This is a genomic window from Streptomyces sp. NPDC052236 (assembly GCF_044548015.1).
Classification (GTDB): Bacteria; Actinomycetota; Actinomycetes; order Streptomycetales; family Streptomycetaceae; genus Streptomyces.
In genome coordinates this window covers 216,196-232,628 of the sequence record NZ_JBIUBL010000012.1, presented here as the reverse complement: position 1 = coordinate 232,628, position 16,433 = coordinate 216,196, and the positions used below count along the sequence as shown (strand labels likewise).

General features: G+C 68.5%; 19 protein-coding genes and 2 pseudogenes. 11 read left to right on the top strand and 10 right to left on the bottom strand.

Translation table 11 applies throughout. The features are described 5' to 3' along the window. Positions 1 to 36: 36 nt before the first annotated feature. The 3 genes from ACIHCQ_RS21555 to ACIHCQ_RS21545 all read right to left on the bottom strand — a co-directional run bounded on the left by ACIHCQ_RS21555 (position 37) and on the right by ACIHCQ_RS21545 (position 1,671). Complete coding sequence (locus tag ACIHCQ_RS21555) at positions 37 to 579, bottom strand: MauE/DoxX family redox-associated membrane protein (RefSeq protein ID WP_399664430.1); 543 nt, start codon at positions 577 to 579, stop codon at positions 37 to 39. Positions 580 to 657: 78 nt separating this feature from the next. Next, positions 658 to 861 (bottom strand): hypothetical protein, encoded by a 204-nt coding sequence (locus ACIHCQ_RS21550; protein ID WP_399664427.1) that lies wholly within the window; start codon positions 859 to 861, stop codon positions 658 to 660. Between the two features lie 249 nt (positions 862 to 1,110). Beyond that, positions 1,111 to 1,671, bottom strand: coding sequence for a TlpA disulfide reductase family protein (locus ACIHCQ_RS21545; protein ID WP_399664425.1), 561 nt, complete (start codon positions 1,669 to 1,671; stop codon positions 1,111 to 1,113). Positions 1,672 to 1,852: 181 nt separating this feature from the next. Here ACIHCQ_RS21545 and ACIHCQ_RS21540 point away from each other — a divergent pair, with 181 nt between their 5' ends. The 4 genes from ACIHCQ_RS21540 to ACIHCQ_RS21525 all read left to right on the top strand — a co-directional run bounded on the left by ACIHCQ_RS21540 (position 1,853) and on the right by ACIHCQ_RS21525 (position 3,789). Next, entirely contained in the window at positions 1,853 to 1,999 is a 147-nt protein-coding gene (locus tag ACIHCQ_RS21540) for a hypothetical protein (RefSeq protein WP_399664422.1), read from the top strand. A gap of 103 nt (positions 2,000 to 2,102) precedes the next feature. Continuing rightward, entirely contained in the window at positions 2,103 to 2,381 is a 279-nt protein-coding gene (locus ACIHCQ_RS21535; protein ID WP_399664419.1) for a hypothetical protein, read from the top strand. A 155-nt stretch (positions 2,382 to 2,536) separates the two neighbouring features. Continuing rightward, positions 2,537 to 3,220: a DUF899 family protein gene (locus ACIHCQ_RS21530; protein ID WP_399664416.1), complete on the top strand. Its 684-nt coding sequence runs from the start codon at positions 2,537 to 2,539 to the stop codon at positions 3,218 to 3,220. Between the two features lie 104 nt (positions 3,221 to 3,324). Beyond that, on the top strand, positions 3,325 to 3,789 hold the full coding sequence (locus ACIHCQ_RS21525) for a helix-turn-helix domain-containing protein (RefSeq protein ID WP_399664413.1): 465 nt from the start codon (positions 3,325 to 3,327) through the stop codon (positions 3,787 to 3,789). On the opposite strand, the gene ACIHCQ_RS21520 is transcribed toward ACIHCQ_RS21525, so the two are convergent. The 3 genes and pseudogenes from ACIHCQ_RS21520 to ACIHCQ_RS21510 form a co-directional block, all read right to left on the bottom strand. Then, positions 3,725 to 3,865, bottom strand: coding sequence for a hypothetical protein (locus ACIHCQ_RS21520; protein WP_399664532.1), 141 nt, complete (start codon positions 3,863 to 3,865; stop codon positions 3,725 to 3,727). The two genes, ACIHCQ_RS21525 and ACIHCQ_RS21520, sit on opposite strands and share 65 nt — an antisense overlap. Before the next feature lie 136 nt (positions 3,866 to 4,001). Further along, positions 4,002 to 4,163: pseudogene (locus ACIHCQ_RS21515) on the bottom strand (branched-chain amino acid ABC transporter permease); the annotation flags it as partial. A gap of 119 nt (positions 4,164 to 4,282) precedes the next feature. Beyond that, the gene (locus ACIHCQ_RS21510; RefSeq protein WP_399664529.1) at positions 4,283 to 4,363 is read right to left on the bottom strand and encodes an ATP-binding cassette domain-containing protein; all 81 of its coding nucleotides are present in this window, start codon (positions 4,361 to 4,363) and stop codon (positions 4,283 to 4,285) included. Between the two features lie 78 nt (positions 4,364 to 4,441). Between ACIHCQ_RS21510 and ACIHCQ_RS21505 the strand changes: the two are divergent. Further along, positions 4,442 to 4,582 (top strand): annotated as a pseudogene (locus ACIHCQ_RS21505) (4-hydroxy-2-oxovalerate aldolase); the annotation flags it as partial. 279 nt (positions 4,583 to 4,861) lie between these two features. Next, positions 4,862 to 6,274, top strand: a complete 1,413-nt coding sequence (gene lpdA / locus ACIHCQ_RS21500) for a dihydrolipoyl dehydrogenase (RefSeq protein WP_399664409.1) — start codon at positions 4,862 to 4,864, stop codon at positions 6,272 to 6,274. Positions 6,275 to 6,349: 75 nt separating this feature from the next. Here the strand turns inward: lpdA and ACIHCQ_RS21495 are convergent, their stop codons facing one another. The 4 genes from ACIHCQ_RS21495 to ACIHCQ_RS21480 form a co-directional block, all read right to left on the bottom strand. After that, positions 6,350 to 7,453 (bottom strand): hypothetical protein, encoded by a 1,104-nt coding sequence (locus ACIHCQ_RS21495; RefSeq protein WP_399664406.1) that lies wholly within the window; start codon positions 7,451 to 7,453, stop codon positions 6,350 to 6,352. Positions 7,454 to 7,648: 195 nt separating this feature from the next. After that, complete coding sequence (locus ACIHCQ_RS21490) at positions 7,649 to 8,773, bottom strand: ferritin-like protein (protein WP_399664403.1); 1,125 nt, start codon at positions 8,771 to 8,773, stop codon at positions 7,649 to 7,651. A 59-nt stretch (positions 8,774 to 8,832) separates the two neighbouring features. Next, entirely contained in the window at positions 8,833 to 11,106 is a 2,274-nt protein-coding gene (locus ACIHCQ_RS21485; RefSeq protein WP_399664400.1) for a hypothetical protein, read from the bottom strand. Between the two features lie 61 nt (positions 11,107 to 11,167). Beyond that, positions 11,168 to 11,407 (bottom strand): hypothetical protein, encoded by a 240-nt coding sequence (locus ACIHCQ_RS21480; RefSeq protein ID WP_399664397.1) that lies wholly within the window; start codon positions 11,405 to 11,407, stop codon positions 11,168 to 11,170. Between the two features lie 318 nt (positions 11,408 to 11,725). On the opposite strand from ACIHCQ_RS21480, the gene ACIHCQ_RS21475 reads away from it, so the two are divergent. The 5 genes from ACIHCQ_RS21475 to ACIHCQ_RS21455 are packed head-to-tail and all read left to right on the top strand — an operon-like array spanning position 11,726 to position 16,383. Next, complete coding sequence (locus ACIHCQ_RS21475) at positions 11,726 to 12,919, top strand: inositol-3-phosphate synthase (protein WP_399664394.1); 1,194 nt, start codon at positions 11,726 to 11,728, stop codon at positions 12,917 to 12,919. Between the two features lie 53 nt (positions 12,920 to 12,972). Next, positions 12,973 to 13,824, top strand: coding sequence for an SCO3242 family prenyltransferase (locus tag ACIHCQ_RS21470; protein ID WP_399664391.1), 852 nt, complete (start codon positions 12,973 to 12,975; stop codon positions 13,822 to 13,824). Between the two features lie 38 nt (positions 13,825 to 13,862). Further along, entirely contained in the window at positions 13,863 to 14,771 is a 909-nt protein-coding gene (locus ACIHCQ_RS21465; protein ID WP_399664388.1) for a sugar phosphate isomerase/epimerase family protein, read from the top strand. Further along, positions 14,768 to 15,514 carry an EboA domain-containing protein gene (locus ACIHCQ_RS21460; protein WP_399664385.1) on the top strand — a complete coding sequence of 249 codons (747 nt, stop codon included), beginning with the start codon at positions 14,768 to 14,770 and terminating at the stop codon, positions 15,512 to 15,514. The genes ACIHCQ_RS21465 and ACIHCQ_RS21460 overlap by 4 nt, the downstream gene beginning before the upstream one ends. Beyond that, positions 15,514 to 16,383, top strand: a complete 870-nt coding sequence (locus ACIHCQ_RS21455; protein WP_399664382.1) for a TatD family hydrolase — start codon at positions 15,514 to 15,516, stop codon at positions 16,381 to 16,383. The genes ACIHCQ_RS21460 and ACIHCQ_RS21455 overlap by 1 nt, the downstream gene beginning before the upstream one ends. Positions 16,384 to 16,433 lie beyond the last annotated feature (50 nt).

Below are 16,433 nucleotides of genomic sequence, written 5' to 3'. Positions count from 1 at the left end.
CTTTCCGGTGCCGACGCCTCCGCAGCCGACGCCGTCTCACCGGCCGGTGTCCCCGGCAACGGCCGGGGAGCGGAAGAGCACGGCGATGTCATCGGTGAAGACAATCAGGGTGGTGAGCACGGCAGCCGCCGCGACGGCCAGCGCGATCCCCGGCGGATGCGCTGTGGGACCGTCGCCGAGGTGTACGTGAAGGAACGCTCCGAGACCGGCGGCCGCCAGCAGCACGGAGTTGCGGACGACGTGCCAGCCGCCCAAGGGAACGTCACTGGCACCGAAGCAGGCACAGCTCACCTGCTTCCCCCGGGCGAGCACGAGCACGGGGACGGCCGTCAGGCCACAGCAGAACAGCACCGCGGCGAAGAATCCGGCCGTGACGGTGCTCGGCAGCGCCAGCAGGGCCGCGAGCAGGAGTTCCACGCCCGGGACCAGCACGGCGAGGGGGCGCCGGAGCCGCTCAGGTATGAAGTCGAAACCTGCCAGGGAGGCGGCGAAGCGACCGGGAGAGCGCAGTTTGGTCACCGCCGCCAGTGCCATCACCGCCGCCAGGGTGAGGCGGCAGGCGAGCGATACGTACAGCACGGGAGCTCCTGGGGGACGTGGTGCGGCGGCGTGGCCGCCCCCGAGGGAGCGGCCACGCGGCAGATCAGCAGTAGCAGATCAGCAGTAGTTGTTGCTCTTGGACTCCCAGACGCCGCAGTGCGTGACGCACGCCCCGTTGGTGGAGCACCTGCGACAGAAGCACACTCCGTTGATGTACTTGCACTGGGTGTACGGGTCGGGCGGGCAGGCGGCGTCGGCGGTCGCCTTGGGCAGCAGTACCTCGACGGCGCGGGTGGCACGCCGGGTCAGAGTCTGGAACATGGCATCTCCTTCGATGATGTGACGGGCTTCTTCGTTGTGCGCAACCCCGTGGCCGCCCCTGCGGGCGCGGCCACGCGGGAGATCAACAACCCTTGTCGTCGCGGGTCCAGGCACCGCGGTGCGTGACGCGGGCTCCGTCGGCACAGCGCGAGCGGCAGAAGCAGGTGGCGCCTGCCGCGAACGCGCATGTGCACTCTCTGTACGGGGCGGGAGTGCGGCCGGCGGCGCCGGTCACCTGTCCGCCCCGACTCAGGAGGCGACCAGCTCCCTCCGGAGGGCGGAAACGCCGGCGGCCGCCGTGGTCACCACGCCGTCGGGGCCGTACCGGGCATGGCTCGGGAAGTGCTTGGCGCCGTACTGCTTCGACAGCTCGGCCTCGGAGTCCTCGGCGATCACCACGTCCACCGCGGCACTCAGCATCGCGGCCAGCTCGCTCTGCGCGGAGTCGACGCCGTGGACGATGGCCAGGGTCGTCCCCCCGGTGGCCCGCAGCCGCTCGGCGTGCCCGGCGAAATGCGGTACGGCTTCGACACAGGCCTTGCAGGTGAGCGAGAAGAAACCGACCAGGACCTCCCGGCCGAGCAGGCTTCGCTCCGTCACTTCGGTGCCGTCCAGCGCCCTGGCGGAGAAACGCGGAATCCGGCCGCCGCTCTGGATGCCGGACTCTCCCAAGCTGGCCGAATTGTGGCCTTGCGGGCCACCGCCGGAGGTCTCGAGCTCGCGCCACCGGCGGAGCACAACCAGGAGGACCACCAGGTTCAGCGCCGTGACGACGCCGACCACGACCAGCCCCACAACGGCGAATATCACGAGATGCGTCCTCTCCCTGGAACGTTCGGGCACCGGCGGACCGAGGCCCGCCCACACCGCGAGTCATGTACGACGACGGCCGAGCAGGCCGTTCGTGGAGGACCCTGCCGAAGGGGGCTAACCGACTGCTAACGCGGGACTAACAACCGCCCAACGCGGAGCCGGACCCTACCGTGGGCGGATGGCATACACGGAGGTCAACGGCCTGCCCGCCACCGCGGACACAGGCCACGGTGCGGTCGGTGGGCCAGGTGTATTCGCCGCCGGCCTTCTCGGGCAGCAGGTCCCGCCGCACTCCTCCAGGAGCTCGCGGGACGTGATCGAGTAAAACCTGGAGCCAATATTTCGAACTACCTTGCGTACGCGTGGAGTTGTCGAACATGATCTCCCTGCTTCACCATCGTGCCCACCTCAGTAGAAGGAAGACACAGATGCGTACGCGTACAGCTCTCCTGACCATCGGAGCTGCGATCCTGGCGGTCGGGGGAACGGCCGCCACCGCTCAGGCCGCTACGGCTCAGGCCACCACCACCATTCAGGCCACCACCGTTCAAGGCCCCACGGCTGAGGCCGCTTGGGTCTACATCGGCCAATACACCAGCAAGTCCAGGTGCAAGGACGTCGGCGCGCAGTATGTGCGTGAGGGCTTCAACGAGTACAAGTGCCAGCTGGTGCCCATCTACGGCTGGTACGACCTCTACGTCCGCTAGTCCCCGGCTCGTCCGGTAGCTCGCACGGCAGCTCGTTCGGCATGGTCGCGTCAGCGCGGAGTGTCGGACGAGCTGTCGGGCGTGGAGCCGCCATAGACTTGAAGGACCGGTTCGGGGACCGGGGACCGGGGGGATGGCCACCCCAGGAGGACGCGATGTTGCGGTACACCAGACTGGCCGGGGAATCAGCGGGCTACCTCGCCGCCCGCGAAGAGCTGCGCCTGGCCGAGATCGACCTCATGCGCCACCGCGAGAAGGTCGCGGCCCAGCGGCGGGCACTCCCGCAGGGGCCGCCCGTCGACGACTACGTCTTCATCGAGGGCCCCGCCGGCCTCGACGCCGGCGACACACCTGTCCGCGAGGTCACCCTGAGCGGGTTGTTCACCGCCCCCGACCGCCCGCTGATCGTCTACCACTTCATGTACGGCAAGCTGCAGACCGTCCCCTGCCCGATGTGCACCCTGTGGATCGACGGCTTCAACGGCATCGCCCACCACATCGCCCGCAACGCCGACTTCGCCGTCGCCGCGGCCGCCGACCCGCCCGCCCTGCGGCAGCACGCCCGCAACCGCGGCTGGCACCGGCTACGGCTCCTGAGCTGCGGCGACAGCACGTTCAAGTACGACTTGGGCAGCGAGGACAAGGACGGCGAACAGGACTCCACCATCTCCGTCTTCACCCGCGACGGCGACGGCACGATCCGCCATTTCTACTCCACCCACCCACGCATGGCCGACGACATCGACGAGCGCGGCATCGACCTCCTGGCACCCGTGTGGCACCTCCTCGACCTGACCCCGCAGGGCCGCGGCGACTGGTACGCGAGCCTCGACTACTGACCCCGGACAACGGCCACCGCGGCGCCGGGCGTCGCGGCGTTCGCCCTTGAGTAGACGTCGCCAGGTGCGGTAACTGGAGTGGTGAGGTGTCAACAGGAAACGCCGTGGTCGCGCGCACCATACGCATCTTCCGGGAGCAGCGGGGCCTGTCCCTCGCCGAGCCGGCCCGGCAGGCGGGCCTGGCCAAGCAGACGCTGTCGAAGCTGGAGCAGGGCACCGGCAATCCCACCGTGGACACCCTGTTCGCCATCGCCATCGCCATCGCCACCGCGCTCAGCGTGCCGGTGACCCGGCTGGTGGCCGAGCGGGAGCAGGTGATGACCGTACAGCGGGCCGACGACGTGGTCTGGCAGACGCACGGCGGGTATGCGAGCCGGTCGCTGGACCATGTCTATGGCTCCGGTGTGATCGAGAACTACCTGATCCGCATCCCGGCCGGACAGCAGTCGCCCGGCGGTCGGTCGGAGGCCCACCCGGTGGGCACGCTGGAGCACCTGTATGTCATCAGCGGGCGAGTACGGGTGGGCCCGAGTGGCTGTCCAGACCGGCGGTCGGGAACGTCGACATGAAGACGCCCGCCCCGGCGGCCAGTGCCCCACCGATCAGCCAGGAGACCGTGGCCACCCGGCTGAGCCGGATACCCATGGGCGAGGCGGCCTCGGGGTCGGCCGACGCGGCGCGCATCGCCACGCCCCAGCCGGTGTGGCTCGGTGATCAGCAGGATGCCGATGGTGGCGATGGCCAGCGCCATGTGGTCGTGACCGCGGGCGCGGGTCAGCAGCAGCCGGATCAGCAGGGCTTTGGCGACCGTCACCGCGATCCCCGCGCCCGCCGCCGCCCAGAAACCGAGGGAAGGGGCGAGCCGGGCCACCGTATAGGCGCCGAGTACCAGCAGCGAGCCCTGGGCGAAGTTGACGACCCGGGTGCCCTTGTAGATGACCACGAAGCCCAGGCGATGAGCGCGTAGAGCGTGCCCAGTGACAACCCCACGGCAAGCAGTTCCAACAGGCGTGTCATACGTGCTCCGCAGAGGTTGTGTCGTCGGCCCGAGGTAGGCGCGGATCACTTGTGGATCGGCGCTGACCTGTTCCCCGACAGGGCACGCATCAGCGTGGACTTGCCGGCTCCATTGGCGCCCAGCACCGTGACGGCCGCCGTTCCGGCACCTGGAGGCTCACGCTCCGCAGGGCGAGCTGTGCCTTGCCGTAGCGCACACCGGCTTCCAGCTTCCTACGCCACGCCGAGGCCGCCGCGGCCCGCTACGGCCTGGACACCCGCTCCGTACTGGTCGAGGCCGGGCGGCGCGGCATGGTCGGCGGACAGGAGGACGTGATCACCGACATCGCCCTGGACCTGGCCTCGCGCGTCCCCGCCCCGCTCCGACGTGGGGAGCGGGCGTCGTCCTCCAAGGCGCCCGCCCTCATGGCCAGGGGCATGTCGTGGAAGTCCCACGCTTGCCCTCGCCGGGGCCCAGGGCGTGACTCAGGTCACCGCGACCGGTGTGCCGGGCCGCCCCGGCCGATGGAGCATGCTGGCGGAGGACGGCCGGGTAGCCGCCGCTGAAGTGATGAACAAGCCGTTCGACCGGGAGTGCGTCGGCCCTCGTACGGGGTCGGCCGCCCCATCAGAAAGGAACCTTCCATGAATGAGCAGGGCGAGCACTTCGACGTCGTCGTCCTCGGAGCGGGCCCCGGCGGATATGTCGCCGCCGTCCGCGCCGCACAGCTCGGCAAGCGCGTCGCGGTCGTCGAAGAGAAGTACTGGGGTGGCGTCTGCCTGAACGTCGGCTGCATCCCCACCAAGGCCCTGCTGCGCAACGCCGAGCTGGCGCATATCTTCACTCGCGAGGCGAAGACCTTCGGCATCAAGGTCGAGGGGCAGGTGTCCTTCGACTACGGCGAGGCGTTCCGGCGCAGTCGCAAGGTGGCGGACGGCCGGGTCAAGGGCGTCCACTACCTGATGAAGAAGAACAAGATCACGGAGATCAGCGGGCGCGGCACGTTCCGCGACCCGCACACGCTCGACGTGGCCCTTTTCGACGGCTCGACGCAGACGATCGGGTTCGACCACTGCGTCATCGCCACCGGCGCGACGCCGAAGCTGCTGCCCGGCACCCGCCGCACCTCCCGCGTGGTGACGTACGAGGAGCAGATCCTGGCTGAGGACCTCCCGCAGTCGATTGTGATCGCGGGCGCCGGCGCGATCGGCGTCGAGTTCGCCTATGTCCTGCACAACTACGGCGTGAAGGTCACGATCGTGGAGTTCCTGGACCGGGTCGCACCCCTGGAGGACGCCGACGTATCCGCCGAACTCGCCCGCCAGTACCGCAAGCTGGGCATCGACGTGCTCACCTCCACCCGGGTCGAGTCGATCGACGAGTCCGGCCCGCAGGTCCGCGTCACGGTCACCGGCAAGGACGGCAACCAGCAGGTTCTGGAGGCCGACAAGGTGCTCCAGGCGATCGGCTTCGCCCCGAACGTGACCGGTTACGGCCTGGAGAACACCGGCGCGACGGTCACCGAGCGCGGCGCCATCGACGTCGACGGGCGCTGCCGCACCTCCGTCCCGCACATCTACGCCATCGGCGACGTCACCGCGAAACTGATGCTCGCGCACGCGGCCGAGGCGATGGGCGTCATCGCCGCCGAGACCCTCGCGGACGCGGAGACCATGGAGCTCGACTACGCGATGATCCCGCGCGCGACCTTCTGCCAGCCCCAGATCGCCAGCTTCGGCTACACCGAGGCCCAGGCCCGCGACCTCGGCCACGACGTGAAGGTGGCGAAGTTCCCCTTCACCGCCAACGGCAAGTCGCACGGCCTGGGCGACACCACGGGCTTCGTGAAGCTCATCAGCGACGCCAGGTACGGCGAGCTGATCGGTGGCCACCTGATCGGCCCGGACGTCACCGAACTCCTCCCCGAACTGACCCTGGCCCAGCAGTGGGACCTCACCGTCCACGAGGTGGCCCGCAACGTCCATGCCCACCCGACTCTGGGCGAGGCCGTCAAGGAGGCCGTGCACGGCCTCGCAGGGCACATGATCAACATGTGAGAAGGCTCATCGAGGCGCGTACGAGTATCCCGTCGTGCGGCATCGGCTGCGAACCGGAGCACCCGGACCGACGCCTTACGACCGCGTCGCCGTTCCGCACCCCTCGTCCGCGGCCTCCATTCGCTGGGCCATCGACGAGCTGCGGTCGTAGGGGTCGACCTCGGCGCCGTCGCCCGCGCCGATGGCCGGCCGTTCGGCACCGAACTCCGGAGTGAGGTAGCCGGTGACGTTGTTGCAGCCGCCGTTGGTCATGTCGACCTTGTACGAGACGAGGGAGAAGGTTCCCGGCTCGGTGATCACCTTGGCGGGGTCGTCCCAGCTCAACACCACCTCGCGTCGCACGATCGTGCGCGCGACCTCGTCGCTGCCCGCCGCCGCCCGCGCGAGCGGATACACATATGTGACATCGGTGGTCACCTGGAGGGCGCCGCGCTCGCCCTCCCCATACGTGATCCGGCCCCGGGTTTTGACCACGTCCCCGACAACGCGCGCGTGCGACTTCTCGAACCGGCTGAAGAGCAGCAGCGGGTCGTTCTCTTTGCTCGGCGTGCGGAACGCAGCCGTCAGAAAGTCCTGGACGTCCTGCTGATGCGGGTTGATCAGGGCGATCGCCTTTCCAGGGTGCTCACTCCGCAGCACCCCCGGATCCAGGCTGGACGCGGTGAGGAAGTCCCGGGTCTGCGCGAGAGCCCGTGCCACTTGCGCCGTACTCATCCACCCGGTCGCTCTGGCCGCGGGTACCGTGATCCCGGCCGTGCCGCTCGCCCAGCGCGCCGCAGGCGACCCCTTGAACGGTTCGTCAAGCGTGGGCCGTTGGGCTGCCTTCATGGGGGGCGGTTGGTCCGGGCGCTCCGACTCCATGGCCAGCGGCTCCCCGGCCTGGCCGTCACCACCGAACCATCCGGTCACTCGCCCCGGATCCAGCGCCACTACCAGCAAAGCCAGCGTGGCCAGCAGCCCGACCGCATACCAGCCTTTCCTCCGCCCGGGCCGGGCCGGCGGGTACGCGCGCCATGCCTCTGCCTTCGCGGGCTCCTCACGCAGCCGCCGCGTCACGACTCGGGCTCGCGCCGACGGTTCCTTGGGCGCATCCGCCACGCCGTCCACCGAATCCCGCAGGAACTGGTCCCACTCCTCGTCAGGCACGGATGAACCGCTCCGCTCCCCACCCGTGCTCACACTGAACTCCTTGCATCGAGCACCACTTTGGCCCCTCCCCAGGGTCATCCTTCCAATGATCGCACAGAGGCTCCTGAGCTGCTGAAAGCCGACTGGGCGTTCTCGGAAAGACCCGAAGGGACTGAAGAAACCCGAGAACGCCCAGCCGACGGCATAAACAGAAGTGCGCCGCCAAGGGCTCGAACGCCGGACTCGCTACTGAGGGCGCTGCGGCAGTTCGAAGGTCGGGGCCGCGAACTTGTCCTTTCCGGGGCCGTCCACCAGTTTGACGGAGAGGACGCGCTGGGCGTATCCGTCAAGCTGGTGCATCATTCCGATGGCGTTGTCCACCTGCCCCGGGTGGCCGTTGAAGCCGACGTGCAGGTTTTCGACGATCTTCCCGTAGAAGCTGTTGAACTCCATGGCACGCTCCTTGGCCACGCCCGAGTACATCGACACGCTCGGGTTCTTCGGGATCGGCACAACACCGCTGGGGAGAGGCACTTCGTTGAAGGTCTTCGAGGGTTGGCACGGAGCGTTGTCCTTGCCCCGCACGTACTTCTTCTTCTTGCGCAGCTGGTCGAACGCGTAGTAATGGGTGAGTTCTCCGTTCTGGTCCCACACCCGCGTCTTGTCGCCCTCGCCTTCCTCGATGATGTCGTTGAGCAGCGTGACGGCATCATCGATATTGGAAACCCTGATGTCGTCCTGGCCCCCGAAGCTGGTGTACTGATTCTGCCCGGACGCGTCGTCCGGGAAGACGTAATCGTGTCCGTACTGCTTGTTCAGCTCTTGGATGCTCTCCACGATGTCCGTGTAGAACAGGCCAATCGAGCCGTACCCCGGCGCCAGCCGCTGATACCGCACCCCGCCGAAGTCGAAGAAGTGACTCCCGTCGATCTCGGTCACCGTCACATCTTCCGCGATCTCACCCTCGATTTTTGTGCCGCACGCGGGAGGGAGCGGTGAGGGCTCCTCAATGAACAAGCCCGTCCTGATGAATTCGTCCCCGTACGCGCAGAGTTCGACCTTCTTTGTTTTGTCCAGATTCGGCAGCGCGCACGGATAGCTCGGAGCGGCACTGCGGAAGTCCGGCTGTCCGCCGGTGGCGATGAGTACGTTTGCCGCGATGCACATGTGCCGCATCTCGGCGATGGCGATACTCATGATGAGATCGGCAACCTGCGAGTAGCGCTTGCGGTCACTGATGGTCCACCAGCCGGTGAGGTAGACGGGGATGGTGGCGAACTCCAACGCCACCGCGTCCTGCAGCTTCGCGCGCAATTCCTCGATGGTTTTGATGTTGGGGGCGCTGATGGTCTCCTGGACGGTAACTGCCATGGCGGGTGGTCCTTTCTTTCACCGGATACGCTGGATGCGCCAGGGCGTGTTTTGGCACCCTAGAGCGTCACCGATGTCGACCAGTCGTTCTTGACGAGCTTCTGGTACTCCATCAGGACCTCTCGCTTGCCCGCTGACAGATCGCGGGACACGGGCATGTAAACCGTGCTGTTGTCCTGGTCCCTCAGTTTCGGGTCGGCCAAGTCCACGATCAGGTCGATGTTCTTCTCAACGCTCAGTTGGTCGCCCAGATCGAGCCCGGCGTTGTACCGCATCACGGGGTAGATCACGTCGAACATGCACAGCACGTTCTCGTAGAGGAACTGCCATGCCTTCTCCCGGTCCTTGGTGCTGTTCCAGTGCTTCCTGAACGCTTCTGGAAGGGCGTTGTCGAAGGGCATCACCCGTACGGAGCAGAACGGCGCCCATACGGTGGTCAGCGTCCCGTCATTGTGGGCGGGGATCGGTGGCGCGGTGAGTTCCTTTGGTGGTGCTGCGGGGAACCCTTCGTCATGAGGAGCGAAGACGATGATCGAGTTTCCTGGCGCGGGCTGGATCGACCCGTCCGCAGAGGGTTTCTCCGGCAACATGACGTCGAAGGTGGCCTTCCCCTGCTTCCCTGGGACAGTGATTTCCTGCGGGGAGATTTCGACCACGCCGGGAGCGTCCTTTGAAATCAACTGCCAGCCGTGGGCGCCGGGCGCCGGGGGGTAAGGATTCGGCACGTACTGCCACAGCCGGATCTTCACGCTATTATCGGGCACCTTCCCCCTGTCCCTGATGTGGACGGTGATGGTGACCTTGTTACGGGGGGCTTGGGGGTCCTTGGGGTTCTGCTCGATGTAGACACTGCGCTGGTCGGTGTCCACGGTGTACCGGCACTCAGTCAAGAGGTCGACGATTCCCTTCGACTGACCGTTTTCTTTCAATGTCCCCTGCAGGATCAGGGCGCCCTTGTCGATGTCGACGTCCTGTGGCAGTTTGATGTCGACGATGCCGGCAGTTTTCTCGTAGCGGCTCTGTTCGTAGTCGGCTTTCTTGATTGTGGCCAGGGTTGTCTGATCGTCACTGTCCTTCTTCAGCTTGAGTGTGAGGTCGCCCAGATCGTACTTCTCTCCCTTGATGTTGATTTCTGGAATGGTGTTGCCGAGATCAACGGTGATGTAGTGGTCATTGCCCACTTGTGTCTTTCTCGCCGACGTCGGCCCGAGGAACGTCTTCATCTTGTTGGTATTTTGCCCGACAATGCGGAAGGGGTTTTCTGGCCTCAGCATGCGATCGCCCGGCGATGACGTGAGAAAGTCGTCATCGAGCCACAGGCCCACCGTGCCGACGATCTTCGCCACTGCGGGATTCTGGCTGGGAGTCCGCCCTGCTTCGATGTCCTCGTTCCACATCTGGACCATCCGTCTGTACATCGCAGTGAGCCAGGCTTCGTGATCCTTGTTCTTTTTGCGGAACTCCTCAAGTGTGGGGAATCCATCCAGGTTGAAGTACAGGGTCGAGTGCGCGTTGATCCGCACCATGAGACCTCTGACCGTTTTATCTTCCCGCAGTGTCTTGTCGAATTTCTGCAGGATACTGGAAGTTCCGGGGTTGATCTGGAGCGTTTCCTTGGGAAGGCAGGCTTGCAGTACCACCCCGGCGATGCCGGCGGACCGCAGATAACCGTCCTCGTTGAGGTTCCGCTGGAGGTTGAGCCACCGAGACGTCATGTACGTGCCCGGCTCGATCTCTCCGGAAAGAAAGTGCTCGGGAGCCGACGTGGTGCCCAGCTGGAACTTCCGTAGATAGAAGTTGGTTGCCCAGTAGGCGTTGAAGGGATTGTCTGTCATGCGCGCCGGAGTGTGGAACGTGCTCCCGGGGAATCTGTCCCCGACGACGTTGACGGTGGCCTTGACATTTTCTTTGGCCTTGGTGACCAAGGCGTCGTCCTCGGAGTAGCGGCCATCGTCGCCGATGCCCGTTACGATGGTGTTGGCCCTGGACGGACCGTTTTCTGTCGGGAGTCCCCAGCGGACCTTGGTCCTGGTGTGCAGCGCCCACTCCATGCCGCCGTAGTAATTCCATTGTCCCGGCGTCTGCTGCCACCTTCTGCGGACTTGGCCCTGAGCGTTCTTCTCCTCGACAGTGCGCAACTTCCGTGCCCACTCGGGGAACTTGTCACGCACATTTTCCGGGGTAATGCCGCTGCCGACTTCTTCGAGGTAACTCCAGTTGAGCTCCGCCCGGGAACTGTCGACGACCGGCCACACGTCGTTCCCATTGGCCAGGGCAGGGTTCCACTCCGCCAAACCCCTGAAGTAAATACGTGGAAAAGAAAGGACGCTCATTTTTTCTCCTAGTCCGAGCGGGACGAGAACGTACGGGAGGACTCAGGGCTCGCCGGAACCGTCAGGAGGACTGGATGACGTTCTCGGACGAGACCGCCAGCGTGATGACGGTCTCTCCGTCGCGCCGCAGCGCCAGCTCGACGGGCGTCTCCTGGTACTCGGCCAGACGGCGCATCAGCTCGGTGCGCTCGTCCTCGGCGATGTCGGCGGTGACGGGCTCCGGCCTGGGCTGCGATTTCGAGAATTCCTCCTCGTACCCCGGCACTTGGCTCCGGATCATTTCGTGCAGGTCTCCGACCATGGGATTCACCTGATTTCTGGAAGAAGCCGCCTGGGCGCTATCGGAGAGCACCGCACAGCGTCCTCACGCGGTACGGCGTGGGTTCTCTGTCCGACTGGAGAGGTAGCACAATCGGCACCGCGCAAACGAGTTATTCGCCCGACCGGCCTTTCCGTGTCATGCGCAAGGGTGACACGGGCGCGTGAGGTGCCGTTTCCGTCCAGTGGCGTTCGTACGGTGTTCCCGCCAGTCGGCCACGTTGCGTCCGTTTGTCGGTGAATTCCCGGGCTGGGCATTGGCGTCACATTCCGAAGGATCAACGCACCGAGGGAGAGCAGTATGCAGCGAACGGGACGCCGCACGGGGGTATGGCTGGTCGGGGCACGAGGTGCGGTGGCGACCACCGCCGTGGTCGGTGCCGCGGCGATCCGTGCGGGGCTCGCGGAGCTGACCGGCTGCGTCACCGCGTGCGAGGGATTCCCGGGTGACCGCCTGCCGGCGCTGGACGACCTGGTGTTCGGCGGGCACGACCTGCACGGTTTTCCCTTGACCGACCGGGCAGAGGAGCTGGCCGCCGGGAGGGTGTTCCCCGCCGGCCTGCTGGAGCCGCTGGAGAAGGACCTGGCCGCGGCCGACCAGGAGATCCGCGAAGGGTACGTCGGAGGAGAAGGCCGGGGGCGCGGCCCCGGCGGCGCGGCGGTCTCCCAAGAGGAGGCGGCGCGGGCGCTGGCGGCCGACATCGTGGACTTCCGCGAGCGCCTGGAACTCGCCCGGGTGGTGGTGATCCACGTCGCCTCCACGGAGGCCCCTGTGCGGCCGCGCCCCGAACACGAGAACCTGGCGGCGCTGGAGAAAGCCCTGTCCGCCGGGGCAGACGTGCTGCCGCCCAGCTCTCTCTACGCGTATGCCGCCTTCTCGGCAGGCTGCCCGTACGTGGACTTCACCCCGTCCACGGGGGCCCGGCTCCCGGCGCTGGATGAGCTGGCCCGTCAGCGCGGGCTGCCCTACGCGGGCAGGGACGCCAAGACGGGGGAGACGCTGATGCAGTCGGCCCTGGCGCCGATGTTCGCCGCGCGGGCGCTTCGGGTCCGCGCCTGGTCAGGTACGAACCTGCTGGGCGGCGGCGACGGCGCGACGCTGGTGGCGCCCGGCCCGGCGGCGAGCAAGACGATGTCCAAGCGGCGCGGGCTGGGACACCTGCTGGATGATCGCGTCGAGGGAACGGTGCACATCGACTGCGTGCCGTCGCTCGGCGAATGGAAGACCGCCTGGGACCACGTGGCCTTCGAGGGCTTTCTCGGCGTGCCGATGAGCATGCAGTTCACCTGGCAGGGCTGCGACAGCGCGCTGGCCGCGCCGCTGGTGCTGGACCTGGCCCGGCTCACGGCCGCCGCGCACGCGGCGGGCCTGGCCGGACCGCTCGGAGCGCTCGGGTTCTTCTTCAAGGACCCCGCCGGAACCGACGAGCTCGGCCAGGCCGCCCAGTACCAGGCTTTGCGCTCCTTCGCCGCGGCGCTCGGCGGCCACGCGTGAGACCGGGGGCGGCCTGCCTCCGGCGGCCCCGGGCGCCGGAACTCCGGGCGGTCGTGCAGCTGGTCAGGGCACCCGCCGCGCTCACCGTGCCGGGGGACACCCTGGCGGGTGCGGCGGCTGCGGGCCGGCCGTTCGGCACGGGCATGCCGGTGCTCTGCCTGTCGTCGGTGTGCCTGTACTGGGCGGGCATGGCGCTCAACGACTACGCGGACCGGCATGTCGACGCCACAGAGCGCCCGGAGCGACCCATTCCCTCCGGCCAGGTCGAACCCGGCTTCGCGCTCGCGCTGGCCGCCGGACTGACCGGGGCGGGACTCGCCCTGGCGGGGGCCGCCGGAGGCCCGCGGGCACTGGCGGTGGCCGGGCCGCTGGCCGCGACGGTATGGGCCTACGACCTCGCCGCCAAGCGCCACGTGGTGGCCGGGCCGGTCGCGATGGCCACCGCGCGAGTGCTGGACGTGCTGCTGGGCGCCGGGTACGGGCGGCTGCGCGCGGCTGCCCCCGCCGCCGCGGTGCTCGGAGCACACACCCTGATCGTCTGCGCCCTCAGTGGCCGTGAGGTGCGCGGCGCCGACGGGCCGCTGCTGAAGGCGACGCTCGCGTCCACCGGCGGTGTCGTGGCCCTGGCCGCCCGGCCGGCGCGTGGCTCGCGCTGCGGCAGGCGGCACCGGGCGGTGGGCCTGACCGCGCTCGCCGCGTACACGGCCGGATTCGCCGGCGCCCAGGTCACCGCCGGCCACCTCGATCCGTACCGCCTCCAGCGGGCGGTGACGGCGGGCATCGTCGGCACGCTCCCGCTCCAGGCCGCCTGCTCCGCGCGGGCCGGAAGACTGTCGGTGGCGGCATCGCTGCTCGCCTGTGTCCCGACGGCCCGGCGGCTGTTCCGGAAGGTGTCACCCACGTGACTGATGTGACTGACGTGGCTGATGTAACCGTGACCGGCGTGGCTGACGCAGCCGCCGCAGCACCGGTTCCCGGTGTGCCGGAGCGGCCTGCCGGGTTCCGCTTCGGCTACGGAACCAACGGGTTCGCGGGTCACCGGCTCACGGACACCCTGGCGGTACTGGCCGATCTCGGCTACCAGGGGGTCGCCCTGACACTGGATCACTGTCACCTCGACCCGTTCGCCCCGGGACTGGCCCGGCGGGTCGCCGCCGTGTCGCGTCGACTCGGCGAACTCGGGCTGGCCACGGTGGTGGAGACCGGCGCCCGGTATCTGCTCGACACCTGGCACAAGCACGCCCCGACCCTCCTCGACGACGAGCGCGACCGGAGACTGGAGTACCTGGGGCTCGCTATGCGGGTCGCCGCTGACCTGGGGGCGGAAGCGGTGTCCCTGTGGAGCGGCGCCGCGCCGCCCCGGCTTCCGGCACGTGCCGCATGGGACAGGCTCGTGAGCGGCTGCGCGTGGGCCCTGGACGAGGCCGAACGGCGGGGCGTCGTGCTGGGCTTCGAGCCGGAGCCGGGCATATTGGTGGACACCCTGGACGCGTACGACCGGCTGTCCCGGCTGCTGGGCGACCCGCCGCGCTTCGGCCTGACCCTGGACGTCGGCCACTGCCGGTGCCTGGAGGCGGCTCCGGTGCCCGACTGCGTCCTGCGGGCCGGCCCGCGCCTGGTCAACGTCCAGATCGAGGACATGCGCCAGGGCGTGCACGAACACCTGGAGTTCGGCGCGGGCGAGATCGACTTCCCGCCGGTCCTCGCAGCGCTGCGCCGGACCGGCTACCAGGGGCTGATCAGCGTCGAGCTGCCCCGGCACAGCCACGCCGCGCCGCGGATCGCCGCGCGCTCCCTGGCCTTCCTGCGGGCCGCGGCGGGGGCGGTCTCCACGCCGGAGACGGTGCCATGACCGCCGGCAGTGTCGGCAATGTCGGCAATGCCGAGGAGGTCAGCGTGGACCGACTGCGCGCCGCGCTCGGCGTGCGCCTCGCACCGGACGCCGCCCGGTGGCTGGACACGGGCCTCAGCCAGGTGACCGCGGACCCGGAGACAGCGCTGTGCCGCCGCTTCGCGGAGGCGGGCCGCCAGTGCGGCCGGACCCTGCTCGCAGCCGCGCCGGAAGCCCATCCGGCCGACGGCCTGCCCGCGGCCGCGCCGGCTGAGGCTCTCGCCTGGACCGTCGACGACGCCGTACGCGCCCTGCTGCTGGCAGCCGTGCCGGTACGCGCCGCCGACGCGGCCCGCTGGGCCACGGCCGTCTACCAGGGCGGGGACGCCACCGAACGGCGCGGTGTGCTGCGCGCGCTCAGCCTGCTGGACGTGGGGGACCACGCCGTACCGCTGGTGACCGACGCCCTGCGTACGAACGATCTCCGGCTGGTGGCCGCCGCCCTCGGCCCCTACGCGGCCCGGCACCTGGAGGCGCACGCCTGGCGGCAGGCCGTCCTCAAATGCCTGCACTGTTCGATCCCGCTGCGGGCCGTGGCCGGTCTGTCCCGCCGGGCGGACGCCGAGCTGGCCCGCATGGCCCGGTCGTACGGCCGCGAGCTGACGAGCGCCGGCCGCCCGGTGTTCGCCGACGTGCGGTCGCTCGCCGGACCCCCGCCGCCCAGGACCGTACGCCGTCCCTCACCGCACTCCTCCGAGGCCTGATGCGCATCTTCGACCCCCACATCCACATGACCTCTCGCACCACCAGCGACTACGAGGCCATGCACGCGGCCGGCATCCGAGCGGTCGTGGAACCCGCGTTCTGGCTGGGCCAGCCACGCACCGGCGCCACCAGCTTCACCGACTACTTCGACTCGCTCCTCGGCTGGGAACCCTTCCGCGCGGCCCAGTTCGGCATCCGGCACCACTGCACCCTCGCGCTGAATCCCAAAGAGGCGAATGACCCCCGCTGCGTGGAGGTGCTCGACCTGCTGACGCGCTACCTGGACAAGGACGCCGTAGTGGCGGTGGGCGAGATCGGCTACGACTCCATTACGCCGGAGGAGGACCACGCGCTCGTCACTCAGGTGCGGATGGCGATGGACCACGGGCTGCCGGTCCTGGTCCACACCCCCCATCGCGACAAGGCCATCGGCACCCGCCGCACGCTCGCGGTACTGCGCGACGTCGGCATCGCACCCGAATCGGTGCTCATCGACCATCTCACCGAACTGACGGTGGCGGAGGTCGCTGACACGGGCTGCTGGATGGGGTTCTCCATCTACCCGCACACCAAGATGGACCCGCAGCGGATGGTGCGGGTCCTCAAGGACCACGGAACCGACCGCATCCTGGTCAACTCGGCCGCCGACTGGGGGAGAAGCGACCCGCTGGCCACCCGTCGTACAGCGGAGGCGATGCTCGCGGCCGGTTTCACCCCCGACCAGGTCGACCACGTCATGTGGCGCAACCCTGTGGCCTTCTACGGCCAGAGCGGACGGCTCACCCTGCCGGACGACCCCGACGAACCTGCCGCCGCGCCGCCGCGCACGGCCGCCTACCTCGGGAACTCCGTCATCCGCGGCGAGTAGCCCGCTCCACGCGGGACCGCCTTACCCGCCGGACGCCCACGACGACAAGG

Coding starts and splice junctions, on each gene's coding strand:
- ACIHCQ_RS21550 (WP_399664427.1), bottom strand. CDS start 861: ATGTTCCAGACTCTGACCCGGCGTGCCACCCGCGCCGTCGAGGTACTG.
- ACIHCQ_RS21540 (WP_399664422.1), top strand. CDS start 1,853: ATGGCATACACGGAGGTCAACGGCCTGCCCGCCACCGCGGACACAGGC.
- ACIHCQ_RS21535 (WP_399664419.1), top strand. CDS start 2,103: ATGCGTACGCGTACAGCTCTCCTGACCATCGGAGCTGCGATCCTGGCG.
- ACIHCQ_RS21530 (WP_399664416.1), top strand. CDS start 2,537: ATGTTGCGGTACACCAGACTGGCCGGGGAATCAGCGGGCTACCTCGCC.
- ACIHCQ_RS21520 (WP_399664532.1), bottom strand. CDS start 3,865: ATGGGTATCCGGCTCAGCCGGGTGGCCACGGTCTCCTGGCTGATCGGT.
- lpdA (WP_399664409.1), top strand. CDS start 4,862: ATGAATGAGCAGGGCGAGCACTTCGACGTCGTCGTCCTCGGAGCGGGC.
- ACIHCQ_RS21490 (WP_399664403.1), bottom strand. CDS start 8,773: ATGGCAGTTACCGTCCAGGAGACCATCAGCGCCCCCAACATCAAAACC.
- ACIHCQ_RS21485 (WP_399664400.1), bottom strand. CDS start 11,106: ATGAGCGTCCTTTCTTTTCCACGTATTTACTTCAGGGGTTTGGCGGAG.
- ACIHCQ_RS21480 (WP_399664397.1), bottom strand. CDS start 11,407: ATGGTCGGAGACCTGCACGAAATGATCCGGAGCCAAGTGCCGGGGTAC.
- ACIHCQ_RS21475 (WP_399664394.1), top strand. CDS start 11,726: ATGCAGCGAACGGGACGCCGCACGGGGGTATGGCTGGTCGGGGCACGA.
- ACIHCQ_RS21460 (WP_399664385.1), top strand. CDS start 14,768: ATGACCGCCGGCAGTGTCGGCAATGTCGGCAATGCCGAGGAGGTCAGC.
- ACIHCQ_RS21455 (WP_399664382.1), top strand. CDS start 15,514: ATGCGCATCTTCGACCCCCACATCCACATGACCTCTCGCACCACCAGC.